The sequence below is a fragment of the Pseudomonas syringae genome, assembly GCF_000737245.1.
Classification (GTDB): domain Bacteria; phylum Pseudomonadota; class Gammaproteobacteria; order Pseudomonadales; family Pseudomonadaceae; genus Aquipseudomonas; species Aquipseudomonas syringae_J.
The window spans coordinates 58,414-82,685 of the sequence record NZ_JPQU01000023.1 but is presented as its reverse complement, the minus strand read 5'-3'; the positions used below and the strand labels follow the sequence as shown (position 1 = coordinate 82,685).

22 protein-coding genes and 1 tRNA gene are annotated in these 24,272 nt (G+C 58.1%); 6 read left to right on the top strand and 17 right to left on the bottom strand.

Annotated elements, in window-relative coordinates; all coding sequences use genetic code 11:
• Positions 1 to 12 precede the first annotated feature (12 nt).
• The 7 genes from IV01_RS18335 to IV01_RS18365 all read right to left on the bottom strand — a co-directional run bounded on the left by IV01_RS18335 (position 13) and on the right by IV01_RS18365 (position 8,294).
• The gene (locus tag IV01_RS18335; RefSeq protein WP_032627142.1) at positions 13 to 1,596 is read right to left on the bottom strand and encodes an ABC transporter ATP-binding protein; all 1,584 of its coding nucleotides are present in this window, start codon (positions 1,594 to 1,596) and stop codon (positions 13 to 15) included.
• Position 1,597: 1 nt separating this feature from the next.
• On the bottom strand, positions 1,598 to 2,620 hold the full coding sequence (locus IV01_RS18340; protein WP_032627140.1) for an ABC transporter permease: 1,023 nt from the start codon (positions 2,618 to 2,620) through the stop codon (positions 1,598 to 1,600).
• The gene (locus IV01_RS18345; protein ID WP_032627138.1) at positions 2,620 to 3,690 is read right to left on the bottom strand and encodes a microcin C ABC transporter permease YejB; all 1,071 of its coding nucleotides are present in this window, start codon (positions 3,688 to 3,690) and stop codon (positions 2,620 to 2,622) included. Before IV01_RS18345 ends, IV01_RS18340 begins: the two co-directional genes overlap by 1 nt.
• Positions 3,691 to 5,559, bottom strand: a complete 1,869-nt coding sequence (locus IV01_RS18350; RefSeq protein WP_032627136.1) for an extracellular solute-binding protein — start codon at positions 5,557 to 5,559, stop codon at positions 3,691 to 3,693.
• Positions 5,560 to 5,896: 337 nt separating this feature from the next.
• A complete protein-coding gene (locus tag IV01_RS18355; protein ID WP_027898593.1) occupies positions 5,897 to 6,178 on the bottom strand; it encodes a peptidylprolyl isomerase in 282 nt (93 codons plus the stop codon).
• Between the two features lie 139 nt (positions 6,179 to 6,317).
• The gene (locus tag IV01_RS18360; RefSeq protein ID WP_032627135.1) at positions 6,318 to 7,397 is read right to left on the bottom strand and encodes a 3-deoxy-7-phosphoheptulonate synthase; all 1,080 of its coding nucleotides are present in this window, start codon (positions 7,395 to 7,397) and stop codon (positions 6,318 to 6,320) included.
• Between the two features lie 663 nt (positions 7,398 to 8,060).
• The gene (locus IV01_RS18365) at positions 8,061 to 8,294 is read right to left on the bottom strand and encodes a DNA-binding protein (RefSeq protein WP_032627133.1); all 234 of its coding nucleotides are present in this window, start codon (positions 8,292 to 8,294) and stop codon (positions 8,061 to 8,063) included.
• Positions 8,295 to 8,375: 81 nt separating this feature from the next.
• On the opposite strand from IV01_RS18365, the gene IV01_RS18370 reads away from it, so the two are divergent.
• The 5 genes from IV01_RS18370 (at position 8,376) to IV01_RS18390 (ending at position 12,083) form a co-directional block, all read left to right on the top strand.
• Positions 8,376 to 8,744 (top strand): helix-turn-helix domain-containing protein, encoded by a 369-nt coding sequence (locus IV01_RS18370; protein WP_032627131.1) that lies wholly within the window; start codon positions 8,376 to 8,378, stop codon positions 8,742 to 8,744.
• Between the two features lie 137 nt (positions 8,745 to 8,881).
• Positions 8,882 to 9,526, top strand: coding sequence for a UvrY/SirA/GacA family response regulator transcription factor (gene uvrY, locus IV01_RS18375; protein ID WP_032627129.1), 645 nt, complete (start codon positions 8,882 to 8,884; stop codon positions 9,524 to 9,526).
• Between the two features lies 1 nt (position 9,527).
• Positions 9,528 to 11,351 carry an excinuclease ABC subunit UvrC gene (gene uvrC / locus IV01_RS18380; protein ID WP_032627312.1) on the top strand — a complete coding sequence of 608 codons (1,824 nt, stop codon included), beginning with the start codon at positions 9,528 to 9,530 and terminating at the stop codon, positions 11,349 to 11,351.
• Between the two features lie 32 nt (positions 11,352 to 11,383).
• Entirely contained in the window at positions 11,384 to 11,944 is a 561-nt protein-coding gene (pgsA, locus tag IV01_RS18385) for a CDP-diacylglycerol--glycerol-3-phosphate 3-phosphatidyltransferase (RefSeq protein ID WP_032627127.1), read from the top strand.
• 63 nt (positions 11,945 to 12,007) lie between these two features.
• Positions 12,008 to 12,083: transfer RNA gene (locus tag IV01_RS18390), tRNA-Gly, on the top strand.
• A gap of 177 nt (positions 12,084 to 12,260) precedes the next feature.
• Here the strand turns inward: IV01_RS18390 and dctM are convergent.
• From dctM to IV01_RS18430, 8 genes are all read right to left on the bottom strand, one after another.
• The gene (gene dctM, locus IV01_RS18395; protein ID WP_032627125.1) at positions 12,261 to 13,544 is read right to left on the bottom strand and encodes a C4-dicarboxylate TRAP transporter large permease protein DctM; all 1,284 of its coding nucleotides are present in this window, start codon (positions 13,542 to 13,544) and stop codon (positions 12,261 to 12,263) included.
• Positions 13,544 to 14,176, bottom strand: a complete 633-nt coding sequence (locus IV01_RS18400; RefSeq protein WP_032627124.1) for a TRAP transporter small permease — start codon at positions 14,174 to 14,176, stop codon at positions 13,544 to 13,546. The genes dctM and IV01_RS18400 overlap by 1 nt, the downstream gene beginning before the upstream one ends.
• 100 nt (positions 14,177 to 14,276) lie before the next feature.
• Complete coding sequence (locus tag IV01_RS18405; protein WP_032627122.1) at positions 14,277 to 15,275, bottom strand: TRAP transporter substrate-binding protein; 999 nt, start codon at positions 15,273 to 15,275, stop codon at positions 14,277 to 14,279.
• Between the two features lie 231 nt (positions 15,276 to 15,506).
• On the bottom strand, positions 15,507 to 16,337 hold the full coding sequence (locus tag IV01_RS18410) for an HpcH/HpaI aldolase/citrate lyase family protein (RefSeq protein ID WP_032627120.1): 831 nt from the start codon (positions 16,335 to 16,337) through the stop codon (positions 15,507 to 15,509).
• Between the two features lie 210 nt (positions 16,338 to 16,547).
• A complete protein-coding gene (locus IV01_RS18415) occupies positions 16,548 to 17,747 on the bottom strand; it encodes a CaiB/BaiF CoA transferase family protein (RefSeq protein ID WP_032627118.1) in 1,200 nt (399 codons plus the stop codon).
• A gap of 241 nt (positions 17,748 to 17,988) precedes the next feature.
• Entirely contained in the window at positions 17,989 to 19,338 is a 1,350-nt protein-coding gene (locus IV01_RS18420; protein WP_032627116.1) for an MmgE/PrpD family protein, read from the bottom strand.
• Between the two features lie 10 nt (positions 19,339 to 19,348).
• Positions 19,349 to 20,512, bottom strand: a complete 1,164-nt coding sequence (locus IV01_RS18425; RefSeq protein ID WP_032627114.1) for an acyl-CoA dehydrogenase family protein — start codon at positions 20,510 to 20,512, stop codon at positions 19,349 to 19,351.
• Between the two features lie 96 nt (positions 20,513 to 20,608).
• On the bottom strand, positions 20,609 to 21,448 hold the full coding sequence (locus IV01_RS18430) for an FAS1-like dehydratase domain-containing protein (RefSeq protein ID WP_032627311.1): 840 nt from the start codon (positions 21,446 to 21,448) through the stop codon (positions 20,609 to 20,611).
• Positions 21,449 to 21,577: 129 nt separating this feature from the next.
• Between IV01_RS18430 and IV01_RS18435 the strand changes: the two genes are divergently transcribed.
• A complete protein-coding gene (locus IV01_RS18435) occupies positions 21,578 to 22,483 on the top strand; it encodes a LysR family transcriptional regulator (protein ID WP_032627112.1) in 906 nt (301 codons plus the stop codon).
• Between the two features lie 101 nt (positions 22,484 to 22,584).
• On the opposite strand, the gene IV01_RS18440 is transcribed toward IV01_RS18435, so the two are convergent.
• Positions 22,585 to 23,709 carry a zinc-dependent alcohol dehydrogenase family protein gene (locus tag IV01_RS18440; RefSeq protein ID WP_032627111.1) on the bottom strand — a complete coding sequence of 375 codons (1,125 nt, stop codon included), beginning with the start codon at positions 23,707 to 23,709 and terminating at the stop codon, positions 22,585 to 22,587.
• Positions 23,710 to 23,740: 31 nt separating this feature from the next.
• A complete protein-coding gene (locus tag IV01_RS0124740) occupies positions 23,741 to 24,103 on the bottom strand; it encodes an SDR family oxidoreductase (protein ID WP_080290235.1) in 363 nt (120 codons plus the stop codon).
• Positions 24,104 to 24,272: the final 169 nt, after the last annotated feature.

Sequence of the window (24,272 nt, the reverse complement as noted above, 5' to 3'; positions counted from 1 at the left end):
GAATGCCCTTTTTCAGCTGAAACCCGGATGCGCCGCCGCCAGCAATTCCCTGGTGTAAGGGTGCTGGGGCGAGTCGAACAAATCGTGGCTGGCGCCACGTTCGACAACTTTGCCATCCTTGACCACGATCACGTCATGGGCAAGGGCCCTGACGACAGCCAGATCGTGGCTGATAAACAGATACGTCAGGCCGTGTTTTTCCTGCAATTGGCGCAGCAATGATACGACTTGTTTTTGTACGGTCCGATCCAGTGCAGACGTCGGCTCATCCAGCAGGATCAGCGCAGGCTTGAGCACCAGCGCCCTGGCAATTGCAATACGCTGACGCTGCCCCCCGGAAAACTCGTGAGGGTAGCGGTGTCGGCTTTGTGGGTCGATACCGACTTCCTCCAGCACGCGAATCACCTCGACTTCGCATTGCACCGCATCCAGCGCACTGTGTACTTCAAGGCCTTCGCTGATGATCTGTGCCACCGACATCCGTGGGCTGAGACTTCCGTAGGGGTCCTGAAATACCACCTGCATCTGCTTGCGCCATGGCTGCATTTGCTTCTGGGTAAGGCCGTCGATGGCCTTGCCCTGATAGCGGATACTGCCACGCGATTCGATAAGACGCAGGATTGCCTGACCAAGTGTCGATTTCCCGGATCCGGATTCGCCCACAATGCCGAGGGTCTTGCCGCGCTCGATACTCAGACTGATGTCATCCACTGCCTTGAGGTATTCCTGATGGCGACGGAAAATTCCGCCTCCCAGGGAAAACCAGACCCGCAGATTATCGACCTCCAGCACCTTTTCCCGGCTGTCCCGAGGCAATGGCTCGCCAGCAGGCTCGGCATCCAGCAGCAGCTTGCTGTAAGGGTGTTGTGGCTGCTTGAAAAGCAAGTGGCAGTTGGCCTGCTCGACGATTTCACCGGCGCGCATCACGCAGACTCGCTGGGCGATGCTGTGCACCAGATTCAGATCATGGCTGATCAATAGCAGTGACATGTTAAGGCGTTGCTGCAATTGCTTGAGCAACAGCAGGATCTTGCGTTGCACGGTTACGTCCAGCGCAGTCGTGGGCTCATCAGCAATCAACAGCTCGGGTTCGCACGCCAGGGCCATGGCGATCATGACCCGCTGTCGTTGGCCGCCAGACAACTCGTGAGGATAGGCTTTCAGGCGTTTTTGCGGGTGCTGGATACCCACCAGCTCCAGCAGCTCCAGAATCCGCTTTTGTGCCGAACGACCGGTCATGCCTTTGTGCAGCAACAGGGTCTCGCCGATTTGTTTGGCCACGGTGTGCAGTGGATTAAGGGAGGTCATCGGCTCCTGAAAAATCATCGCAATGCGGTTTCCGCGCAGTTTGCGCAGGGTCTTGCCGTCGGCGCCGAGCAGTTGCTGGCCGCGATAGGTGATGCTGCCGGTGCTCAGCGTGCCAGTGGTAGGCAGTAGTTGCAGGATCGAGTGTGCCGTCACCGATTTGCCCGACCCGGATTCACCGACTAACGCCAGACACTCACCCGCGCGGATATCCAGACTGAGGTTGCTGACCACGGTCTGACCATTGAAGGCAACGCTGAGGTCACGGATTTCGATCAGGTTGTCCGACATTTCAAGACCTCGGGTCGAAGGCATCACGTAGCGCCTCACCAATGAAAACCAGTAATGAAAGGATCAGCGCCAGGGTGAAGAACGCCGTCAGGCCCAGCCAGGGGGCTTGCAGATTCTGTTTACCCTGAGCGATCAGCTCGCCCAGCGAAGCGCTACCAGCGGGCATGCCGAATCCGAGGAAGTCCAGGGCGGTGAGGGTAGAGATGGCGCCGGTCAGGATGAAGGGTAGATAGCTCAGGGTCGCATTCATGGCATTGGGCAGAATGTGTCGCATGATCACTTTGCGGTCTCCCAGACCCAGCGCGCGCGCAGCCTTGACGTATTCCAGGTTGCGTCCGCGCAGAAACTCGGCGCGGACCACATCCACCAGAGCCAGCCACGAAAACAGCGCCATGATCCCTAGTAGCCACCAGAAGTTCGGTTCAACGAAGCCGGAAAGAATGATCAGCAGATACAGCACCGGCAACCCGGACCAGACTTCCAGCAGACGCTGGCCGATCAGGTCGATCCAGCCACCGTAGTAGCCCTGCAACGCCCCGGCGGTGATACCGATAAGTGCACTGATTGCCGTCAGGACCAAGGCGAACAGAATTGATACCCGAGCGCCAAAAATCACCCGGGCCAACACATCTCGGGCCTGATCGTCAGTGCCCAGCCAGTTGTCGGCGGTCGGCGGGCTTGGGGCAGGGCGATTCAGATCGTAGTTGGGGGTGTCGTCGCTGAACGGAATGATTGGGAAGAGCATCCAGCCGTCCCCTTTGCGGATCAGCTCCCGGACATAATCGCTGCGATAGTCCGGCTGAAAGGGCAATCGACCGCCAAACTCCTGCTCGGTGTAGCGTTTGAGTGCCGGGAAATACAACGAGCCGTGATAACTCACCACCAGCGGTTTGTCGTTGGCGATCAGTTCGCCGCCCAGGCTCAACAGAAACAGGCCGCAGAACAGCCATAGCGACCACCAGCCCCGACGGTTATTACGAAAGCGATCCAGGCGGCGCTGGGCCAGTGGAGAGAGTCTACGCATCAGACGTTCCTCGCACTGAAGTCGATTCTTGGGTCCACCAGGGTATAGCAGATGTCGCCCACCAGCTTAATCAGCAGGCCGAACAGCGTGAAGATGAACAATGAGCCGAACACCACCGGGTAGTCTCTGGATACAGCCGCTTCATAACTCATGCGTCCGAGGCCATCGAGGGAGAAAATCACTTCGATCAACAGCGAGCCCGCAAAGAACACACTGATGAACGCCTGGGGAATGCCCGCCACCACCAACAGCATGGCGTTGCGGAACACATGCCCGTACAGCACTCGGCGCTCGCTCAAGCCTTTGGCTCGCGCGGTCACCACGTACTGGCGAGTGATCTCATTGAGGAAGGAGTTCTTGGTGAGGATGGTCAGCGTTGCAAAGCCACCAATCACCAGCGATGCCACTGGCAATACCAGATGCCAGAAGTAATCGGCTATTTTGCCGGTAAGGCTCATCTGCTCGAAATTCTCCGACACCAGCCCGCGTACCGGAAACCAGTTGAGCGACGTGCCCCCCGCGAATACCACCACCAGCAGCATGGCGAAGAGAAAGGCCGGCATGGCGTAGCCGATGATGATCGCGGTGCTGCTCCAGATGTCGAACTGGCTGCCATGCTTGACGGCCTTGCGAATCCCCAGCGGAATTGACACCAGATAGGTGAGCAGCGTGGCCCAGAGCCCCAGGGAAATGGAGACAGGCATCTTTTGCAGAATCAGATCGGTCACGCTGGCGCCGCGAAAGAAACTGTTGCCGAAATCCAGTTGCGCGTAGTTCTTCAACATCAGCCACAAGCGTTCGTGCAATGGTTTGTCGAAGCCGTACTGATGCTCGATCTCCTTGATCAACTTCGGATCCAGGCCCCGAGCGGCACGGGACGAACTGTTGCTGACCGATTCGGCGGGGGCGCTGCCGACACTGGCGCTGGCGCCACCAATGCCTTGCAGTCGGGCGATTGCTTGCTCAACAGGCCCCCCAGGTGCGGCCTGCACGATGAAAAAATTCACCAGCAGAATGCACAGCAAGGTGGGGATGATCAGTAAAAGTCGTCGCAGGAGATAACCGAGCATTTACTTCATCTCCGAAGCGATGGCTGATGCACCGCGCTTGGTAGCAAACTGCTCATTGGTCAGCGGAGTCGGGCTGACCTCCCACCAGGTCTCGATGGCTTCGGCATTACTGGCCTGTACCTTGGGAATGCCGAAACGATTCCACCACAAGGTCGATGAGCCGGGCGGGTAATAATTGGGGATCCAGTAGAAACCCCATTGCAGCACGCGGTCCAGGCAGTGTGCGTAATCCACCATGGTGGATTTCTGATCGGCGGCGACCAGGCCAGCAATCAGCGTATCCACGGCCGGGTCCTGCAAGACCATGTAGTTGCTTGAGCCAGGATCGCGCGCGCCCTTTGAGCCGAAATTGTTGTAAAGCTCCATGCCCGGCGATGTCGAGACGGAATAGCCGGTGACGATCATGTCGTAATCCCGGGCCATGACCCGATTAATATATTGGGCTGAATCGATGCGCCGGATATCGAAGCTCACCCCGATCTGCGCCAGGTTGCGCTTGTAGGGCAGGAGTATTTTTTCGAAACCCGCTTGAGCATTGAGGAACGTGAAGCTCAGCGGCTCACCCTTGGCGTTGACCAGATGATCACCCTCAGGCCTCCAGCCAGCTTCTTGCAGGAGGGCCAGCGCTTGCAGCTGCTTATCCCTGATAAAGCCGCTGGCATCGGTCTTGGGTGCATGAAAGACTTTATCGAAAACTTCTGGCGGGACTTTATCTCGCAGAGGTTCGAGGATCTTCAATTCGGCGGCCGTCGGCAGCTCCGATGCGGCCAGCGCGGAATTGGAAAAGTAGCTGTTCTGGCGGATGTACATGTTGCGCATCATTTGCCGGTTGGTCCATTCGAAGTCCCAGAGCATCGCCAGCGCCTGACGCACCCGCCGATCCTGGAACATCGGCCGATCCAGATTAAAGACAAAACCCTGGGAGCTCTGTACCGCGCCCTTGGCCAGATGAGCTTTTTGCAGAAGCCCGTCGGTGAGCGCCGGACCGTCGTAAAGAATCGAATAGGCTGTGGCCGAGTATTCGCGGTTGTAGTCGTAGGCGCCGCCCTTGAGCACCTGGCGGGCGACGTCGGTATCGCCAAAGTACTCGACGCTGAAGGTATCAAAGTTGTAAATGCCGCGATTGACCGGCAAATCCCTGGCCCACCAATTCGGGTTACGGGCGAAGGTGATGCTGCGTCCTGGATCGACTTTGGCGACGGTATAAGGCCCGCTGCCGAGCGGGGCTTCGAACCCGGCACCGCTGGCAAAGTCGCGGCTTTTCCACCAATGCTCCGGCAGGACTGGAATAGACGCCAGGTCCAGCGGCAGGCTGCGGTTCTCGTTGCTTTTGAAGTCAAAGCGGATCTGTGTCGGCGATTCGACTTCCACCCCTTTGATGTCCTGGAATTCGGTGCGGTAGGAGAGACTGCCCTGGGTCATCAACAAGTTGTAGCTGTAGCGCACATCCTCGGCAGTGATGGGCGTGTTATCGGCAAAGCGCGCTTTGGGGTTGATGAAAAACCTCAGCGACAAGCCGTCGGCACCGCGCTCCATTTTTTCCGCCACCAGCCCATATACGGTGTAGGGCTCATCCAGCGAGCGAACCGCCAGCGGGGAATACAGCATGCCGTTGATCTGTGAAACCCCGGTACCTTTATCAATGTAGGGGATCAGATGATCGAACTGCCCGATTTCCTGGGCAGAACGTCGCATGCTTCCTCCTTTTGGCGCATCGGGATTTACATAGTCGAAATGCGCGAAGTTTGCCGGGTAGCGGGGCGCCTCGCCATAGACCGTCAGGGCGTGTTGAGCAGCAGCGAATGAGGGTTGTAAGCCTGACGACAAGGTCAATATGAAAGCGATCAGCGATGTAGAAACAAAACGCATTACACGAATCCTGACTGATGTCCGCAGGCGACTATCAGGGTTAAGGGCAGGGTGATGGAACCGCAGGAAACAAGGTACCGGAACCCGGGGACGTTTGTAACCAGATGATGCGCAGCCAAGATGTCATTGATGTTTGCCGTGCACAAACGGGGGTTGTGCCAAAACACAGCAATTTGCTTGCCGCGTAGCTTCTGTAGGAGCGCCCGTGCACCGAGAGGCCGCGATGGCGGTGTGTCAGGCACGCCGCGATCCTGAGGCGACGCCGCACCTTTAGGAGCGCGACAAACAAAAACGGCCCGCTTCTCAGCGGGCCGTACTCTGAATCAACTGCGAGGAATCAATCCTGGCGGCTGGTCACTTCCAGCAGGTGATAACCGAACTGAGTTTTCACCGGGCCTTGCACGACATTGACTGGCGCGCTGAACACAACAGTGTCGAATTCCTTGACCATTTGACCAGGGCCAAAAGAACCCAGATCGCCACCTTGGCGGCTTGACGGGCAGCTCGAGTTGGATTTCGCGACTTCTGCAAAATCAGCACCGCCTTCGATTTGAGCTTTGAGTTCGTTGCACTTCTCTTCGCTGGAAACGAGGATGTGGCGGGCAGTGGCTTTAGCCATGGGGAGTTACTCCTGTCAAAAAAAAGAAAGAGCCTACCGGATTAAGGGAAGCATTTGCGATAAAAGTTCCAGCGCGAACCTGGCTGGGCCAAGTCCGCTGCCTCTTTTTTGACATCCGCTGACGTTGACCCGGCGTTGATTATCTGTAGCGCAGCCTTTGCACTGCGCTTCGCAGCAGGTCTTCGGTGGCGTCCCAGCCGAGGCAACCGTCGGTCACCGAAACCCCATAACGCATCGAGTCGCCGATGGGCTGGCACCCTTCAAACAGATGGCTTTCCAGCATCATTCCGATCAATGATTGATCGCCTTGCAGGCGCTGGTTGAGTACATCATTGAACACCAGCGGCTGACGTAGCGGGTCTTTGCCGCTGTTGGCGTGGCTGCAATCGACCATGATCCGTTCGGCAATGCGGTTTTTCGCCAGATCGGCCCGCACCCTGGCCACACTTTGCTGATCGTAGTTCGGGCCTTTGTTGCCACCGCGCAGGACGATATGGGTATCCCGGTTGCCTTGGGTTTCGATGATGGCCGGATGGCCGTGACGGTCAGTGCCGAAGTGACGATGCCCGTGGGCAGCAGAGCGCATGGCATCTGTGGCTACGGCAACGCCGCCATCCGTGCCGTTTTTGAAACCAACGGGCATTGGCAGACCGCTGGCCATTTCCCGATGGATCTGGGATTCGGTGGTTCGTGCGCCAATCGCCACCCAGCTCAATACATCGTCGAAATAGCCCGCGGCCATCGGTTGCAGGATTTCTGTGGCGATGGGCAAACCCAGACGCAACATTTCCAGCATCAGCTGGCGTGATAGCGTCAGGCCCAGGGCCATGTCGTCGCTGCCATCGAGCATCGGATCGTAAGCCAGGCCCTTCCAGCCGACGGTGGTGCGAGGTTTCTCAACGTAGGCTCGCATCACCAGGAGCATCTGATCGCTCACTTCGTCAGCGAGGCCAGCGAGACGCTCGGCATATTCCAGCGCCGATTGTGGGTCATGGATCGAGCAGGGACCGACTATCAGCAGTAAACGGCTGTCTTCACCATCAAGAATGGCGCGTACTGAGCGGCGATGGGCGGCAACTTGCTCGCCCAATCCGATGCTCAGAGGGAGTTGTGATTTCAGTTGCTGGACGGTGGGCAAACGGTGGGGAGCCGGGCTGTCGAGCACGGTGAGGCTGGAGTGCGACAGGTCAGATGGCTTTATTGCGACGGACGAATTCATGGCTTCTGCTTCCTGGGGCTGGCGGGTCTATCCCGCGCAGCCCTACTGGGGTGTTCGACAAAGTGTCGTAAGGTCGTGCTGCGATGTATTGCCACCTGAAAGTGACCGGTCGGAGGCGGCTGCTGGTCCCGAACGGAGGGTGCTAAATCGCCAGGCGCAGCAGATGTCGGAGCGGTAATAAGGGCGGTAAGTCATGGTGTGTTCCTCATGTTTAATCGAATGTTCAATGGTTTTTACGGAAGCCAGAAAAACAAAACCCCCGGTCGGGTAGCCGACCGGGGGTAGAGAATTCTCTGGTTGGCGTCCCCTTGATTTGGGCGCCGGTTAGGTATCAGGCGCGCCAGTGGCTATACCAATACCCAAAATAAAAATGACCGCTTACAACGTCGTCAACAGATCCCACAGGCACAGCCGCACGTGCAACCAGGCGTTGAACGCCGGTCGGCAGCAGTAACTGTGAAAGTGATAGCAACATGCTTTGTCTCCGTTGGGTTCGGCGAGCTTACTTCAGCCGAGTCGGAGGATTCAATGGGAATTATCAATAATCCAACAAGATGCGAGACGGCAGGAGGCGGGATCCAGTTTCACAGCGTGACCAACGATCAGACACAGTGCATTCGCGCTACCCGTGGCCCGCCCTTGAAATAACAGCGCTGGTCGTCGCTATTTGGTAACGGCATCGCCCTGGGATTCAGCGGGGGTAGGGATGCTGCCGATTTTCATGCCCAACAGCACCGCCACTTTGTGGGCTTCACCGCGTCGGCCTTTCTTGCGACCCGACAGCACCTGATAAGTCGTCGCCGGGTCAATGCTGTTCTCACGAGCAAACTCTTGAACAGATTTGCCTTGTTGTTCAAGCCACTCCTTGGCTTGTGCAGCCGTACGTATTCCGGGCATAGTTCAAAACCGTTCAAATCAGTTTAATTTATCTCGATTCTACCATTCGTAAGGATGGGGTCAACAGGAATGTGCATTCAAATGAGTGGAATTGGTTCCCGACTAAGAAAAGAAAGGGAGCGCTTGGGCTTGTCTCAGCGAGCTTTCGGCGAAATCGGTGGTGTGGAAGCTAACGCTCAAGGCAAGTACGAAAGTGGCGATCGTGCGCCAAAGGCCGACTACCTTGCTGCCGTTGCGGCAAAGGGCGTCGATATATTGTTCGTACTGACCGGAAACCCTACTCCGGTACCCGTCGACAATCTGAGTAATTCTGAGGAGAAGGTCCTTGGCAGCTACCGAACGCTGCACAAGGAAGATCAGGATGCGATCAAGCGCCTGACCATGACCATGGCTGAGCTGTCTGCTTCCTATGCGGTCAGATCGAAGTCCGATACCCGGGACGACAGCTAACTAACAGGCAGGCGCTAGAGCCTGTAAAAGCAGTATTGGCAATTAATGAGAGCCAGACTTTGCATTACGCTAGGTCCGGCTCTCTGTTTTTGCTATGGTGACCAGCATTCGATATGACCGTTGCGTGAGGTGTCTGCTTGATTAAGGTGCTAGTTGTTGATGACCATGATCTTGTTCGGACAGGCATCACCCGTATGTTGGCCGACATAGATGGCCTGCAGGTAGTTGGGCAAGCCGATTCGGGTGAGGAATCACTTAAGAAAGCCCGTGAGTTGAAACCGGATGTGGTGCTGATGGATGTCAAGATGCCTGGCATCGGCGGCCTTGAAGCCACGCGCAAGATGTTGCGTAGCCACCCGGAGATAAAAGTCGTTGCGGTCACAGTCTGTGAAGAAGACCCGTTCCCCACGCGTCTGCTTCAGGCCGGGGCTGCTGGATACATGACCAAAGGTGCCGGACTTGCGGAAATGGTCCAGGCCATTCGCCTGGTGTTTGCCGGACAACGCTACATCAGTCCGCAAATCGCTCAGCAGTTGGCCCTGAAGTCTTTTCAGCCCCAAGTGAACAACTCTCCTTTCGACCTTCTGTCAGAGCGTGAAATCCAGATCGCGCTGATGATCGTCGGCTGCCAGAAAGTGCAGGCTATTTCCGATAAGCTATGCCTTTCTCCCAAAACCGTTAATACCTACCGTTACCGTATCTTTGAGAAGCTCTCGATCAGCAGCGATGTTGAATTGGCTTTATTAGCGGTACGTCACGGCATGGTCGATGCCAGCGCCTGAAATGAACCAACCGTTTGACCCCAGTGTCTTTCTTGCAACCTGTAGCGGCCGTCCTGGCGTGTATCGAATGTTCGATGCCGAGGCACGTCTGCTTTACGTGGGCAAAGCCAAAAATCTGAAAAACCGTCTGGCGAGCTACTTTCGCAAGACTGGCCATGCGCCGAAAACCAGCGCTCTAGTGGCGCGCATCGCGCAGATCGAAACCACCATCACGGCCAACGAAACAGAAGCCTTGCTGCTTGAGCAGACGCTGATCAAGGAATGGCGTCCGCCTTACAACATCCTGCTGCGCGACGACAAATCCTATCCTTACGTTTATCTATCGGACGGCAATTTCCCGCGCTTGAGCATTCACCGCGGCGCGAAGAAAGCCAAAGGGCGGTATTTCGGTCCTTATCCAAGCGCCGGGGCTGTGCGTGAAAGTCTGAGCTTGATGCAGAAGACGTTTCTGGTTCGCCAGTGCGAAGACAGCTACTACAAGAACCGTACACGACCTTGTCTGCAGTACCAGATCAAGCGTTGCAAAGGGCCTTGCGTCGGGCTGGTGGAGCCGGACGTCTATGCCGAAGATGTCCGCCACTCGATCATGTTTCTCGAAGGGCGCAGCAACACGCTGACCGACGAATTGAACGCGTCGATGGAAAAGGCAGCCATGAGCCTGGATTTTGAGCGGGCTGCCGAATTGCGTGACCAGATTGCGTTGTTGCGCCGTGTCCAGGACCAGCAAAGCATGGAAGGCGGCACTGGTGATGTGGATGTCGTGGCCGCCTTCGTCAACCCGGGCGGTGCCTGCGTGCATTTGATCAGCGTGCGCGGTGGCAGAGTGCTGGGCAGCAAGAACTTCTTCCCTCAGGTCGGCATCGAGGAAGAAGTGGGCGAAGTCATGTCAGCCTTTCTATCGCAGTACTTTCTCGGCGGCGTGGATCGCGAGCTGCCGAGCGAAGTGATTGTTAACGTACTGCACGAAGATTTCCCGACGCTGATTGACGCCATTGAAGAGTCCCGCGGCCGTGAGCTGGTCATCAGCCACCGTGTGCGCGGTACCCGTGCGCGCTGGCAGCAGATGGCGGTCACCAATGCCGAACAGGCGTTATCGGCACGTCTGGCCGATCGACAACATGTGGCCGCGCGGTTCGATGCGCTGGCCCAGGTACTGAAGCTGGATGAACCACCGCTGCGTCTTGAGTGTTACGACATCAGCCACTCCAGTGGTGAAGCGACAGTGGCGTCCTGTGTGGTTTTCGGACCGGACGGGCCGATCAAAGCCGACTATCGTCGATACAACATCGAAGGTGTGACCGCAGGCGATGACTATGCGGCGATGCATCAGGCGTTGACCCGGCGTTTCAGCAAGCTCAAGGACGGGGAAGGCAAGCTTCCGGACATTCTGCTGGTGGACGGTGGTAAAGGGCAGTTATCCATGGCCCGCGATGTACTGAATGAGCTGGCGGTTCCCGACCTGATCCTGCTGGGTGTCGCCAAAGGTGCAACGCGCAAGGCCGGTTTCGAAACCCTGTACCTGAACGATGCTGCCCATGAGTTCACCTTGCCAGGGGATTCTCCGGCACTGCACTTGATTCAGCAGATACGGGATGAAGCCCACCGTTTTGCAATTACCGGACACAGGGCACGACGCGGCAAAACCCGCCGGACTTCAACCCTTGAAGGTGTAGCGGGGGTGGGGCCCACGAGGCGTCGGGACCTGCTCAAGCACTTCGGTGGACTGCAGGAACTGAGCCGCGCAAGCATCGAAGAAATAGCAAAAGCGCCCGGAATCAGTAAAAAGCTTGCAGAGTCGATTTATGCAAACCTGCACAGCGAGTAGAATACCCGTTCACCTCGTAGCAAGTTGTGCCGATGAATATCCCTAATCTGATCACCGTTCTACGTGTCCTCCTGATTCCGATCTTCATCCTGCTGTTTTATTTGCCGTATCACTGGAGTTATATGGCGGCCAGTACGGTCTTCGCTTTCGCAGCGGCAACCGATTGGCTGGATGGGTATTTGGCGCGCAAGCTTGAGCAAAGCACACCCTTTGGTGCGTTTCTCGATCCGGTGGCCGACAAACTGATGGTTGCAGTGGCGCTTGTGTTGCTGGTGCAGGCCCATGCCAACATCTGGCTGACGCTGGCAGCAGCGGTCATTATCGGCCGGGAGATTGTCATTTCAGCCCTTCGCGAGTGGATGGCCGAGTTGGGGGCCCGTGCGCAAGTGGCCGTGTCCAATCTGGGTAAATGGAAAACCGCAGCGCAAATGCTGGCGTTGGTCATTCTATTGGGCAACCCGCCAGGGTTCACCATCTGGGTGATGCTGGGCTACACGCTGCTGTTGCTTGCTGCCGGTTTGACCTTGTGGTCAATGGTGCAATACCTCAGGGCGGCATGGCCGCACTTGAAGACCACGGCAGATAAAAAATAAGTTTTTAAAACAAAGGGTTGACGGCGCTAATTGAAACGTTAGAATAGCGCCCGTCACCAAGATGCGGGAATAGCTCAGTTGGTAGAGCACGACCTTGCCAAGGTCGGGGTCGCGAGTTCGAGTCTCGTTTCCCGCTCCAAACATTGCATTTGCAGACTTCAGTTAGGGTTTGCAGATGATAGAAAAAAGGACCTTCGGGTCCTTTTTTCGTTGCTGCGTTAAATCATTGTTCGCCGCAGCTTCCCTGTGCCCCCCAACCAATGGCTCGTTTGACAAATCCTCCATCGAACATCTCGATGGAGGATTTACCTTTTTGCTATGGCATCCCCAGCCAGGTCGGCAGCGCCAGCGAGATGAATGGCACGTAGGTGACCAGGATCAGGAACAGCAACAGGATCGACAGCCAGGGCAGGGCAGCGCGAATAGTCTGCCCCAGCGTCAGCCCGGTTACCGCTGAGGTCACGAACAGATTCAGCCCCACCGGTGGATGCACCAGCCCGATCTCCATGTTCACCACCATGATGATGCCCAAGTGAATCGGATCGATGCCCAGTTTCATGGCGATCGGAAAGAAGATCGGTGCCAGGATCAGGATGATCGCCGAGGGCTCCATGAAGCTGCCAGCGATCAGCAACACGATGTTGACCATGATCAGGAAGCCGATCGGTGTCAGGCCTTCGGAAATCACCCAAGCGGTGATTTGCTGAGGGATTTGCTCAGTGGTCAGTACGTGGGCGAACAACATTGCGTTGGCAATGATGAACAGCAGCATGATCGTCAGCCTGCCAGACTCCAGCAGGACCTTCGGGCATTCCTTGAAACTCATGTCCTTATAGACAAACAGTGCAATGAACGCCGAATACACGGCCGCCACTGCGGCGGCTTCCGTGGGCGTGAACATACCGCTGTAGATGCCGCCAAGGATGATCACCAGCAATAACAAGCCCCAGAACGCCCGTTGCGCGGTATGCAACCATTCACGGAAAGTTGCACGTGGCTGGGCTGGAAGGTTTTTGACCCGGGCGACGATGTAAATCACCACCATCAGGCTCAACCCCAGCAAGATGCCGGGTATGACGCCCGCCATGAACAGCTTGCCCACGGAAGTCTCGGTAGCCGCCGCATACACCACCATAACGATGGACGGCGGAATCAGAATGCCTAAGGTGCCGGCATTACAGATGATCCCCGCACCGAACTCTTTTGGATAGCCGGAACGCACCATGCCCGCCACGGCAATGGACCCGACCGCCGCTACGGTCGCAGGCGAGGAACCAGACAATGCTGCGAAGAGCATGCACGCCAACACGGCCGCAATGGCAAGGCCGCCACGGATATGGCCGACACAGGCGTTGGCGAAATCGATCAGCCGCTGCGCCACGCCGCCGGTGGTCATGAACGCGCCTGACAGGAGGAAGAATGGAATCGCCAGGAAGGTGTAGCTGTCGGACGTTTCGAACAGTTTGATCGCCAGTGAGCTCAGGGAATCCGGGCTGAACAGCAGGATCGACACGGCCCCGGCCAGGCCCAGCGATATCGCGATAGGTACGCCGAGGAACATGAACACGAAGAGCAACAGGAACAGACAGATCACCGTCATCAGTGTTGCTCCTCTGCAGGGTTGGCCAATTTGGTAGCTTCCGCGGCTTCATCCGCCAGGCCCAGGCCGAGCTGTTGGTGGGTGTAGATGCGGTACAGGATTTCCAGATAGCGCGCGATGATCAACCCGAAGCCAATCGGCACGATGATCGCGATGTGGCCAATCTTGATCCCGTAGCGGTCCAGGTCTTCGGCACCGATCCCGGCGACCAGGAGCGCGGTGACCCATTTGATACTCGCAACCAGAAACAGTCCGGCATAAGCCAGGCAGCAAGCGCAGGCCAGCATGGCCAGCAGGCGCTGGACCGGTCTGCTGGTTTTCTTGACCAACACGTCGACCCCCAGATGACCCGCCGTGCGCACGCCATAAGCGATGCCGAAGAAGATCAGCCAGCCAAACAGCGCCTTGGTCAACGCGACGCTCCAGGTCATCTCCTGGGCATAACCCATCAGGTGATCGCCGAACCAGGCGAAAAAGTCACTGCTCCACGCCCACTTGTCGCTGAGGGTATAGAACAGCGTGTATAGGTTATTCAGCGCCACGTAGACGAACGTGACCAGTGTCATGGCAGCCAACAGGAAGGCAATCATGCCCTCCTCGAAATGCTCCCAGACTCGCCTGAGCGATTGCATAAGAATTCTCCAAACCAAGAGAGGGCAGCCACCCGGGGATGGGCGGCCGCACATACGTCACTTGTTGAACGGGCCGCTCATTTCCTCGCGCAGCCGAACTTCATGACGCCTTGTTCGATGCATCAGCGGCCTTGATCAGGTCAGCACCGATTTCGTCGGAGAATTTTTCCCAGACCGGCTTCATCGCTTCGCGCCATTCTTGACGTTGTGCCTCGGTCAGTTGATCGATTTCGCTGGTCTTGGAGTCGATGATTTTTTGCTTGGCCGTCTGGTTCAGGGCTTCGGCTTGCTTGTTCACCTCCACGGTGACCTGATCCATGATCTTTTGCAGCTCGGTACGAACATCCGGCGCCAGACCGTCCCAGAATTTCGAGTTGGTGATCACCATGTAGTCGATCAGGCCGTGGTTAGTCTCGGTGAAGAACGGCTGCACCTCGTTAACCTTCTGGCTCTCGTAGTTGGACCAAGTGTTTTCGGTGCCATTCACGGTACCGGTCTGCAGGCCTTGATATACCTCGGCGAAGCTCATTTTGCGAGGGTTGGCGCGCACGGCCTTGAATTGTTCTTCCAGGACGCTGGAGGCTTGAACGCGGAATTTCAGGCCACGGGCATCCTTGGGCAGAATGACCTTCTTGTTGGCCGATAGCTGCTTCAGCCCGTTATGCCAATACGCGAGGCCGTGGATGCCCTTGTCGTCCATGGACTTGAGCAGCGCCTGGCCCTGAGGGCCTTGCTGAAAGCGATCAACTGCTGCCAGGTCGTTGAACAGGAAGGGCAGGTCGAAGATTTGCACCTGTTTGGTGTAATGCTCGAACTTGGCGAGAGACGGCGCCAGCATTTGCACGTCACCCAGCAACAAGGCTTCCATCTCTTTGCCATCGCCAAACAGCGAGGAGTTGGGGTACACCTCGACCTTCACTTTGTCCTTGAGCTTTGGGTCGGCGGCGACGAGTTTCTGAAACATCAGGGCGCCCTGGCCTTTGGGCGTGTTCTCCGCCACGACGTGGGCAAATTTGATGACAACCGGGTCGGCTGCCTGAGCGATGCCTGTCATGGATACTACGACGGCGCAGACTAGCGCCTTGGTCAGCTTCAACATCGATATCACCTTTTTATTGTTGTGGTGGAATCAGCTTTATAGAGTGTTTTCAAGACACCTGCACGGGCGGGCGCCTTTGAAGCGTTAACGACACGATGGCCCAATGCCCTCCAGCTGCAGAATTAGCTTTTATAGAACCCCGTGTTCGGCGGAGCCGAACGCGGCCAATGTAGCCCGCGCAGTTCAACGTTAGCAGACTGACGCGCAAGCCTGCGGTATTCCTGCCTATGCCTATGCCAACGCCAACGCCAACGCCAGTAGTCGCTGCGCTCGCAGCAGAACGGGCGCGTCGATCATTTGCCCGTCCAGTTGAAAGGCCCCTGCGCCCTGTGCAGCGGCGCTTCCCTGTATGACTTTATGGGCCCAGGCCAAGTCGTCGGCGCTGGGGGTGAGGGCGGCATGGATGATCGGGATCTGCTTGGGATGAATGCACAGCGCGCCGCCATAACCCATGTCATAAGCATGCCGGACGGCCTTCTGCAGGCCATCCGGGTCACCAATGGCAGGATAAACACCGTCTAGTGGTGGCAGTAGATCGGCACCTCGAGAGTGCAATTGCACCGCCATGCGTGCCTGATCGAGGAATAGCTGCGCCGCGGCAGTGCCTGTGTTCAGGTTCAGATCCAGGGCCAGGTCGAGACTGCCGAAAGAAAGACGCTCTACGCCTTCGCTATGGGCGATCTGTTCGAGGGCCAGCAGCCCTTTGGCGCTTTCGATGATCGGCCAGATCGGTTTGCGTGTCTGCCTGACTTCGGCGACATGCGCGGCGCTTTCCACCTTAGGTAACAGAATCCCCGCGACTCCAGGCTGAATGGCGCACCAGGCCAGGTCGGCGGCATGTTCAGCATGGTCCGGCGCATTGATCCGCACCCAGACGCAGGCCCCGCGATCCTGACCCAGAAAGGCTTTGAGGTTATCCCGGGCCTGACGCTTGAGTGGTTCTTCAACGGCATCTTCGAAATCGACGATGACCGCATCGGCACCGGCGGCCAGCGCCTTGGCGAAACGTTCGGGCCGACTTCCCGGCACGAACAGCGCAGAGCGGACGATGGATGGGGGCATGGTGGTTGGCTCCTCTTGTTGCCTGGTGAACTCGCTGAATCGGAATGCTTTCTTGTAGGAGCGCGCTTGCCCGCGATAGCAGTGGTCAGACAAAAGATTATTCGCTGATCCAACGCTATCGCGGGCAAGCGCGCTCCTACGGGTCCCATGGTTGCTCTGCGGCAGGGTAGGACCTCACGTTTTTTAGCAATATTGTATTTGCCATCCCGCTCAAACCACCCCTTCTGCGACTAACCGCGCCTGTTCCTCGCCCGTGATCCCCAACTCATCGAGAATGCCAGCGGTGTGTTGCCCCAGCGCGGGCACGCCGTCCATTCGCGGGGTGAAAGCCGCGTTGCGGCCCGGAGGTAGCAGCGACGGCAGTTTTCCAGCAGGGCTGTCGACTTCTCGCCAACTGTCTCGGGCCTTGAGTTGCGGATGATCCCAGACGCCCTGCATGTCATTGACGCGAGCGTTGGCGATTTGCGCATCCTCCAGCCGTGCAACCACTTCGTCCACCGACAACGAGGCAAACCCATCCACGATGATCTGTCGCAGCACTTCGCGATTTTCCGAACGCTTGAAGTTGGCGGAGAAGCGTTCGTCTATGGCCAGTGCCTTGTCGAGCAGGACTTTTTCGCAGAACAGCGCCCATTCGCGCTCGTTCTGTAAGCCCAGCATGATGGTTCCACCACCGCCGGTGGGGAAAGGCCCGTAGGGATAGATGGTGGAGTGAGATGCCCCGGCCCGAGGCGGAGGCGGCGCGCCGTTGTAGGCGTAATACATCGGGTAGCCCATCCACTCCACCAGGCTTTCGAGCATCGAAACATCAATGCGGCTGCCCACACCGGTTTTGGCCCGAAGCATCAGCGCCGAGAGGATCCCGGTATAGGCGTACATGCCTGCCGCGATGTCAGCAATGGAGCAACCGGCCTTGGCCATTTCGTTCTCGCCAGGCCCGCCGGTGACCGAGAGAAAGCCACCTTCGCTTTGAATCAGCAGGTCGTAAGCCTTTTTCTTCTCGTAGGGGCCACCTTCGCCGTAGCCCGAAATATCGCAAACAATAAGTCGCGGGAAGCGCTCATGCAGCGCGTCGAAAGACAGCCCCATGCGCGCTGCTGCACCTGGAGCGAGGTTCTGCACCAGCACGTCTGCTTTACCCAGTAACGATTGCAGAATTGACCCGGCCGCATCCTGTTTAAGGTCCAGGGTCAGGCTTTCTTTGGAGCGGTTGGTCCAGACGAAATGCGAGGCCAGCCCATCGACGCGCTGATCATAGCCACGCGCGAAATCACCGGTGCCAGGGCGTTCGATCTTCACCACCCGGGCACCGAGATCGGCCAATTGCCGGGTACAGAAGGGCGCTGCGATGGCGTGCTCCAGGCTGATGACGGTGATGCCATCCAGCGGGCGGGGATTGAGTTGAGTCATGTCTGTTACCTCTTGAAACCTGTAGGAGCTGCCAAAGGCTGCTAAAGCGGTGCGTCGAATGCAGCTGCGTTGTTGTTCTTCGCGGGCAAGTCACGCTCTCACAGGGGATTGCCATCTTCTGTAGGAGCGCGCTTGCCCGCGATTGCATTGCGGCAGACGCCATCAGCGTTGGATGTGCCGATGTCATCGCGGGCAAGCGCACTCCTACAAGGCCCGTGCTGGCTGCGCGACAGTGCCGTGTTTAAATCAAATCCACCAGGGTTGGCGCATCCCGCAATGCCCAGACACGGTCAATCAACGCTTTGCCTTGCTCTTCAGTGCGAGCCCCGGAAAATGCCAGCAGGCGTTGAAACTTGGATTCCAGTTCGGGGCGCGACAGGGTGTTGCCGGGGTCGCCTTTGGGTTCGTCGATAGCGGCCGCAAGCGTGCGGCCGTCGGTGGTGGTGACGATCACCCGTCCCAGCCAGCGACCTGGATAAGCCGCATCGACCTCAGGGTCCAGCTCCATACTGACTTTCTCGCGGAAGGCGTCCACTGCCGGGTCAGTCAGCGCCAGGTCGCGGAATTCAATTAACTGAGCACTGCCATGCACGGCAATCAGCCCTAGCACGGCCCCCATGGAAAATTTCGCCTGATGCACGGTGGTTGGCTTCACGACGCGCCCGAGGACGTCAATTGCGCCCTGATGAACTCGAGTAACCACCGTGGCGATCTGTTCGTGACTAAGGCCTTCGCGCTGCATCAGGTGCAACAAGGCATCTGCGGCCGGGTGGGTGTGGCGGCATGAGGCGTGAAACTTGAATGAGGTTTCCACCAACGCCCAGCGAGTGCCCAATCGGTCTGACAAGCAGGCTGGCTTGGCGTCGGTGGACATACCTGCCGCCATGCCTTGCTCACCTTCAAGAATGTTGCGCGCACCTGTTAGCCCGTCTTCGGTCATGTAGGCGGCGAGCAAACCATCAGCGGCGGCTTTGGCGGTATGTAACTGTTTGGAGTCCGCGGCATCGCGAAGAAACTCCCACAAACCGGCAGCCTGAGTCCCGGCATTGCCTAGTAGATTGATGAATTGCTCTTTATTGAAGCCCAACAGCTTGCCCACACCGACAGCGGCAGCCAGGGTGCCGACGGTGGCCGTGGTGTGGAAGATCCGGTAATGCGATCGGCCCATGAACTCGCCGATGCGGATCCCGGCTTCGTAGCCAGCGACTGAAGCGAGCAGCAGGTCCTTACCTGATTTGTTCAAATCCTGAGCTGCGGCCAGTACTGCTGAAAACACCACGGTTGCGGGGTGCAGCACCGAGCTGTTGTGCAGGTCATCCTGCTCCACCAGGTGTGATGATGCGCCGTTGACGAACGCCGCAAACCAGGGCGAGGTGCCGCGTCCGCTGACCAGGATTTTCGCGTTGCCGTCGGCTGGCCCCATGCGATGCGCGTAACGTTCGAACAGAGGGATAGGGCGCGCGCCCTGACTGGCCAGCGCCGAACCGATCCAGTCCAGAAACAGGTCTTCGGTGCGGTCAAGAACGGTGCCGGGAATCTGCTCGTAGTGCAGGTCGGCCAGGAACGCGGCCAGGGCTTGGGTATGGCTCATGGGCAAATCCTCAGAAGCTGCGTGGCAGTTCGAGCAAATGCTCGGCGACGTAGGAAAGAATCAGGTTGGTGGAGATCGGTGCCACCTGGTAGAGGCGTGTTTCGCGGAATTTACGCTCCACGTCGTACTCGCAGGCGAAGCCAAAACCGCCGTGAGTCTGCAGGCAGGCATTGGCGGCTTCCCAAGAGGCCTTGGCGGCCAGGTACTTGGCCATGTTGGCGCTGGCCCCGGCGTTTTTGCCGTTGTCGTATTCCTCGCAGGCACGCCAGCGCATCAGATCGGCGGCTTCGATCTCGATGTGGGCTTCTGCAATGGGGAACTGCACACCCTGGTTCTGCCCGATTGGCCGGCCGAAGACCACCCGGTCACGGGCATAGGCGCTGGCTTTGTCGATGAACCATCGGCCATCACCGATGCACTCGGCGGCGATCAGGGTGCGTTCGGCATTCAGGCCGTCGAGGATGTACTTGAAGCCTTTGCCTTCTTCACCGATCAGGCTGTCGGCCGGCAATTCAAGGTTGTCAAAGAACAGCTCATTGGTTTCGTGATTGACCATATTGGCAATGGGTTGAACAGTCAGGCCCTTGCCGATGGCCTCACGTAGATCGACCAGAAAAATCGACATGCCCTCAGACTTTTTCTTCACTTCAGCCAGCGGAGTGGTGCGTGCCAGCAGGATCATCAGGTCCGAATGCTGAACCCGAGAGATCCAAACTTTCTGGCCGTTGATGATGTATTTGTCGCCCTGTCGGACGGCCGTGGTCTTGATCTTGGTGGTGTCGGTGCCCGTGGTGGGCTCGGTGACAGCCATGGATTGCAAACGCAGTTCACCGCTGGCGAGTTTTGGCAGGTAATGGCTTTTTTGCGCGTCGCTGCCGTGGCGCAGCAAGGTGAACATATTGTACATCTGGCCGTGAACGGTGCCGGAGTTGCCGCCGCATGCGTTGACTTCCTCAAGGATGACCGAGGCTTCCGCCAATCCCAGGCCTGAGCCACCGTATTCAGCCGGGATCATCGCCGAAAGCCAACCTGCGTCGGTCAGGGCCTTGACGAAGGTTTCAGGGAAGCTTTTTTCTTCGTCGATTTTGCGCCAGTAAGCGGCGTCGAATTCGCCGCACAGGGCACGAACGCCTTCGCGGATCGCATTGAGGTCTTCGTCTTCGTAAGGGTTCATTGTTTGTCCTCGTTGTCATGGCCTGCCGGTGTCGGGGTCATGATCATTGTTTGAACATCAGTGGGGCGATTTGAAAAACTGTGACGCGCAGGGACTTCAGTCGAACTGCACTTCAGCGCTCTGCGCGACGCCGTCTTCATTGCCAGCCCATAACTGGGCCTTGCCCGTGTCAACGATGCGGCCACCCACGTGAAAAGGAGTGGGCACGTTCAGCGGGCGTACCCCGCGATAGGCGAAATGCCGCACGTGCTTGTCTGGGTTGGCGCGCACGAAAGCACGAAGACTGAAAGTGGCGATCATCGGGCCGTGCACCACCAGGCCGGGATAGCCTTCGGTCTCGGTCACGTAGGGGTAGTCGTAATGGATGCGGTGGCCGTTGAAGGTCACAGCCGAGTAGCGAAACAACAGGGTAGGGGTGGGCACGATAATCTCGCTCCAGTCCCCGGGTTCCGGCGCGGCGCCGCTGTTGAGCTTGGGTGGGTTGGGCTCGCGGTAGACGATGTCCTGTTCTTCACGAACGCAAAGCTGGCCGTCCTGGGAATAGTCATGGCGGACCGTGACAAACAGCAGTGACCCCGTTCGACCGTGTTTTTCCTCAACGTTAAGCAGGGTGGACAAACGCTGGGCCTGGCCGCCCACCTTCAGCGGCGCGATAAACTCGACCCGGCCACCGGCCCACATGCGGTTGCGATTGGCTGCTGGGGGCAGGAAACCACCTCGGGCCGGATGACCATCACCGCCCAGCTGGCTTTCAGGCACCGGGTCCTGAAAAAAGCACCATTGCCAGAGGGGCGGCAGCGGCTCTCCCTCAGCGGGTGTCGCTTCACCGAAGGTCGCGGCGATGCGCTGAATCAGGTTACGGCTCAGCACATCATGGGCCACTTCCGTACGGCCGATCCAGGCGCTGAAATCCGTGGTTGTGCTCGAAGCATTCATAGCCATGGGGCCTCTGTCTTTGTTGTTATGGACAGATGATGCGAGGCGCCAGGCATTCTGAGAATTTGCATTTGCGTAACCCGGCGTTCATGTATGCTGAACGCCATTTGGTCATGTACGGACACAACCATGCACTTCGATCTGGCTGATCTGCGTCTCTTCATTCATATCGGTGAATCGCCGAGCCTGACCCAAGGCGCGCGCCGGGCGTTTCTCTCACCTGCGGCAGCCAGCGCGCGGATCAAGGCACTGGAAGGACAGCTCGAAACCCGCTTGCTGTATCGCGACAGTCGGGGTGTCGAGCTGACGCCCGCCGGTCAGAAACTGCTCAGACATGCGCGCCTGATCATGAGCCAGGTGGATTACCTGAAAGCCGAGTTCACCCATTTCGGTACCGATTCAGCCGGGCACATCCGTATCTTCGCCAACACCACGGCAGTGACCGAGTTTCTTCCGGAAGTGCTCGCGGGGTTTCTGGCTAAACGACCCGGCGTCACGGTTGACCTGCAAGAGCGCTTGTCCCGGGACATTGTGCGCGGCGTGCTGGATGGCAGCACTGACATGGGGATTATTGCCGGACCGGTGGAGGCTGCCGGTTTGCAGGTCATGCACTTCAGCACGGATCGGCTGGTGTTGATCGTGCCCGTGGGGCATGAATTGGCGAGCTGCAAAAGAATCACCCTGAAACAGACCCTTGCGTTCCAGCATATCGGCCTGCACGAAGGCAGCACCTTGCTCAGCTTCCTGCGCGACCACGTCGAGCGAATCGGCAAGAGCCTGTCCCTGAGGATTCAAGTCTCCAGCTTCGAGGCCATCTGCCGCATGGTGGAAGCCGGGGTCGGGATCGGCATCATCCCGGAATCGGCTGCAATACGACACAGCCGCACCATGAAACTGGTAGCCATTGAACTCGACGAACCCTGGGCTGTGCGCGAGCGCAGCATTCTGGTCCGTGAGCTTGATGCGCTGCCTGGCACGGTACGGGCATTGATTGCGACGTTGATGCCCGATGCCGAAACACCATTGCCGTCTTGAATACCGGTTGTGGGACCGGCGTCAGCCGGAACGAGTCAGATCTGACGACCTGGATGCAGCGAATGTGCCGACCTTGTCCCGGCTAAAGCCGGTCCCACAGCTCAGAAGGTAATCACCTGGCGGATCGCTTTCCCTTCGTGCAGCCGGTCCATACCGACATTGATTTCATCCAGCCCCATCCTGTGCGTCACTAATTGATCGATGGGCAGCCTGCCTTGCTTGAACAGCTCCAGATAACGGGGGATGTCCCGTGATGGAACGCTACTGCCCATGTAACTGCCCCGTAGTAAGCGCTCTTCCGCGACCAGGGTGACCATGGGCACGGCGAAGGTTGCGCTTGGTGGCGCCAGCCCGGCCGTGACGATCTCGCCACCGCGTTTGGCCACCCGCCAGGCCAGATCCAGTGCCGGTGCGGCGCCCGCGAACTCCAGGGATACATCGACACCGCCGTGAGTCCAGTCCCGGACCAGGTCGACGACACCCTCATCCAGCGCATTGAATGTCGCGGTTGCGCCCAACGCCTTGGCTTTCTCCAGCTTGTCCGGGTTGGTATCGATGGCGATGACCTGCGCTGCGCCTGCCGCATAGGCACCCAGCAGGGCTGCCATACCCACACCACCCAGCCCGACGATCGCCACTGTGCTGCCGAGCTGAATCCGGGCGGTATTAATGGCCGCGCCGACGCCGGTCAACACTGCACAGCCAAACAACGCAGCGTTCTCCAGCGCAATGGTCGGGTCGATCCTGACCAGCGAGTGGGCGGACACCGTGGCGTATTCGGCAAAGCAGGAAACGCCATTGTGATGGTTCAGCGTCTGCCCCTTTGCAGTGGGGCGGCGGGCACCGTGCAGCAATGTACCGGCAGCGCCCGCAACCGAACCTGGCTCGCACAGCGCCGGGCGACCCTCCGAGCAGGAGACGCAATGCCCGCAGGTGGCGACGAATACCGTGACGACGTGATCGCCCGGTGCCAGATCGTAGACATAAGGCCCGACAGCCTCGACGACTCCCGACGCTTCATGCCCCATCACCATGGGCAGCGGACGAGGCCTTACCCCTTGAATAACCGACAGGTCGGAATGGCAAATACCCGCCGCAGCGTAACGGATCAAGACCTCACCGGGGCCGGGAGGCTGCAATTCAACGTCCTGAATGCTCAGCGGCTTGCTGAGAGCGTAGGGGGCAGGGGCTCCCATTTGTTCGAGTACGGCGGCGCGCATGTGCATCATCGATCTCCCTAATAGTTGTGGTGGTTGATCAAACGACGCGTCCGCCATCCACCGGCAGTTCGACGCCATTGAGGAACGCCGCATCATCAGTGGCCAGAAAAACCGCGACAGCAGCGACATCACTAGGCTTGGAAAGGCGGCCCAGCGAGATCGAAGCCAGAAACTTCTGACGGTTTTCCGGGGTGTCCGGCATGCCCATGAAGTCTTCGAGCAACGCAGTCTCGCCCATGACCGGACAGATGTTATTGACGCGGATTCCATCAGGCCCCAGCTCTACAGCCAGTGACTTGGACAGCAGATTCACGTCGCCCTTCGAGCCGTTGTACCAGGTCAGCCCCGGCCGTGAGCGAATCCCGGCGACCTGCCGGTCAGGGTCTGGTTGAGAAACCACTTGAGTTGGTTTTGTCTAACCCAGCGTTCGTCGTAGCTGAATGATAGACGCTGGCAGCAGCAGGGGGAGAACTCCTGGCCGATGGCAATTGGCAGCCCTGGCCGCTTGGGAAAAAGTGCGAACTCAGCGGACGAGGATGCAGTCCACCTCTTGAATCGAAGCTGAAACC

Bases quoted from the DNA above. Each gene is read 5' to 3' on its own strand.
- IV01_RS18335 (WP_032627142.1), bottom strand. From the start codon at position 1,596: ATGTCGGACAACCTGATCGAAATCCGTGACCTCAGCGTTGCCTTCAAT.
- IV01_RS18340 (WP_032627140.1), bottom strand. From the start codon at position 2,620: ATGCGTAGACTCTCTCCACTGGCCCAGCGCCGCCTGGATCGCTTTCGT.
- IV01_RS18345 (WP_032627138.1), bottom strand. From the start codon at position 3,690: ATGCTCGGTTATCTCCTGCGACGACTTTTACTGATCATCCCCACCTTG.
- IV01_RS18350 (WP_032627136.1), bottom strand. From the start codon at position 5,559: ATGCGTTTTGTTTCTACATCGCTGATCGCTTTCATATTGACCTTGTCG.
- IV01_RS18355 (WP_027898593.1), bottom strand. From the start codon at position 6,178: ATGGCTAAAGCCACTGCCCGCCACATCCTCGTTTCCAGCGAAGAGAAG.
- IV01_RS18360 (WP_032627135.1), bottom strand. From the start codon at position 7,397: ATGAATTCGTCCGTCGCAATAAAGCCATCTGACCTGTCGCACTCCAGC.
- IV01_RS18365 (WP_032627133.1), bottom strand. From the start codon at position 8,294: ATGCCCGGAATACGTACGGCTGCACAAGCCAAGGAGTGGCTTGAACAA.
- IV01_RS18370 (WP_032627131.1), top strand. From the start codon at position 8,376: ATGAGTGGAATTGGTTCCCGACTAAGAAAAGAAAGGGAGCGCTTGGGC.
- uvrC (WP_032627312.1), top strand. From the start codon at position 9,528: ATGAACCAACCGTTTGACCCCAGTGTCTTTCTTGCAACCTGTAGCGGC.
- pgsA (WP_032627127.1), top strand. From the start codon at position 11,384: ATGAATATCCCTAATCTGATCACCGTTCTACGTGTCCTCCTGATTCCG.
- dctM (WP_032627125.1), bottom strand. From the start codon at position 13,544: ATGACGGTGATCTGTCTGTTCCTGTTGCTCTTCGTGTTCATGTTCCTC.
- IV01_RS18400 (WP_032627124.1), bottom strand. From the start codon at position 14,176: ATGCAATCGCTCAGGCGAGTCTGGGAGCATTTCGAGGAGGGCATGATT.
- IV01_RS18405 (WP_032627122.1), bottom strand. From the start codon at position 15,275: ATGTTGAAGCTGACCAAGGCGCTAGTCTGCGCCGTCGTAGTATCCATG.
- IV01_RS18410 (WP_032627120.1), bottom strand. From the start codon at position 16,337: ATGCCCCCATCCATCGTCCGCTCTGCGCTGTTCGTGCCGGGAAGTCGG.
- IV01_RS18415 (WP_032627118.1), bottom strand. From the start codon at position 17,747: ATGACTCAACTCAATCCCCGCCCGCTGGATGGCATCACCGTCATCAGC.
- IV01_RS18420 (WP_032627116.1), bottom strand. From the start codon at position 19,338: ATGAGCCATACCCAAGCCCTGGCCGCGTTCCTGGCCGACCTGCACTAC.
- IV01_RS18425 (WP_032627114.1), bottom strand. From the start codon at position 20,512: ATGAACCCTTACGAAGACGAAGACCTCAATGCGATCCGCGAAGGCGTT.
- IV01_RS18430 (WP_032627311.1), bottom strand. From the start codon at position 21,448: ATGAATGCTTCGAGCACAACCACGGATTTCAGCGCCTGGATCGGCCGT.
- IV01_RS18435 (WP_032627112.1), top strand. From the start codon at position 21,578: ATGCACTTCGATCTGGCTGATCTGCGTCTCTTCATTCATATCGGTGAA.
- IV01_RS18440 (WP_032627111.1), bottom strand. From the start codon at position 23,709: ATGCACATGCGCGCCGCCGTACTCGAACAAATGGGAGCCCCTGCCCCC.